Consider the following 1,003-nt stretch of genomic DNA (forward strand, 5'->3'; position numbering starts at 1 on the left):
TCCGCAGCAGTACAAGCAGCTGCTGATGGTTGCGGGTTTCGATCGCTATTTCCAGATCGCCCCCTGCTTCCGCGATGAAGACCCGCGCGCCGATCGCCTGCCGGGCGAATTCTACCAGCTCGACCTCGAAATGAGCTTCGTCACGCAGGAAGAAGTCTGGGAAACGATGGAGCCGGTGATCCAGGGCACTTTCGCCGCCTTTGCGGGCGACAAGAAGGTGACGCCAGCCGGGGAATTCCCGCGCATCCCCTATGACGAGGCGATGCTGAAATATGGCTCGGACAAGCCCGATCTGCGCAACCCGCTGATCATCAGCGATGTGTCAGCCCATTTCACCCAGTCAGGCTTTGGTCTGTTCTACAAGATCGTGGGTTCGGGCGGCGTGGTGCGCGCGATCCCTGCGCCCGCCACCCACGAGAAGAGCCGCAAGTTCTTCGACGACATGAACGATTGGGCGCGCAAGGAAGGCTATGCCGGCCTCGGCTATGTCACTCGCAAGGGCGGCGAATTCGGCGGGCCGATTGCCAAGAACCACGGCCCCGAGCGCATGGCCGAGCTTTATGCTGCGCTCGGCCTTGGCGAGAATGACGGCTTGTTCTTCGCCGCCGGCAAGGAAGCCGAAGCCGCCAAGCTCGCCGGTGCCGCGCGCATCCGCGTGGGCGAGGAATTGGGCCTGATCGACGAGGACGCGTTCGCGCTCGCATGGATCGTCGATTTCCCGTTCTATGAATGGAACGAGGACGAGAAGAAGGTCGATTTCAGCCACAACCCGTTCTCGATGCCGCAGGGCGGGATTGAGGCGCTGAACGGGCAAGACCCGCTCACCATCAAGGCGTTCCAGTACGATCTGGTCTGCAATGGCTATGAAATCGCCAGCGGATCGATCCGCAATCACAAGCCGGAAACGATGGTCAAGGCCTTCGAGATCACCGGGCTTTCGCAGGCGGATGTCGAAGAGCGGTTTGGCGGCATGTATCGCGCCTTCCAGTATCTGTCTCTTATA

1 protein-coding gene is annotated in these 1,003 nt (G+C 60.9%); it reads left to right on the top strand.

The window, feature by feature from the left end; genetic code table 11:
* On the top strand, positions 1–1,003 hold a 1,003-nt coding region (locus SOQ14_RS14155), incomplete at both ends, for an amino acid--tRNA ligase-related protein (RefSeq protein ID WP_322898775.1).

The organism is Erythrobacter epiphyticus (assembly GCF_034653295.1).
Classification (GTDB): Bacteria; Pseudomonadota; Alphaproteobacteria; order Sphingomonadales; family Sphingomonadaceae; genus Erythrobacter.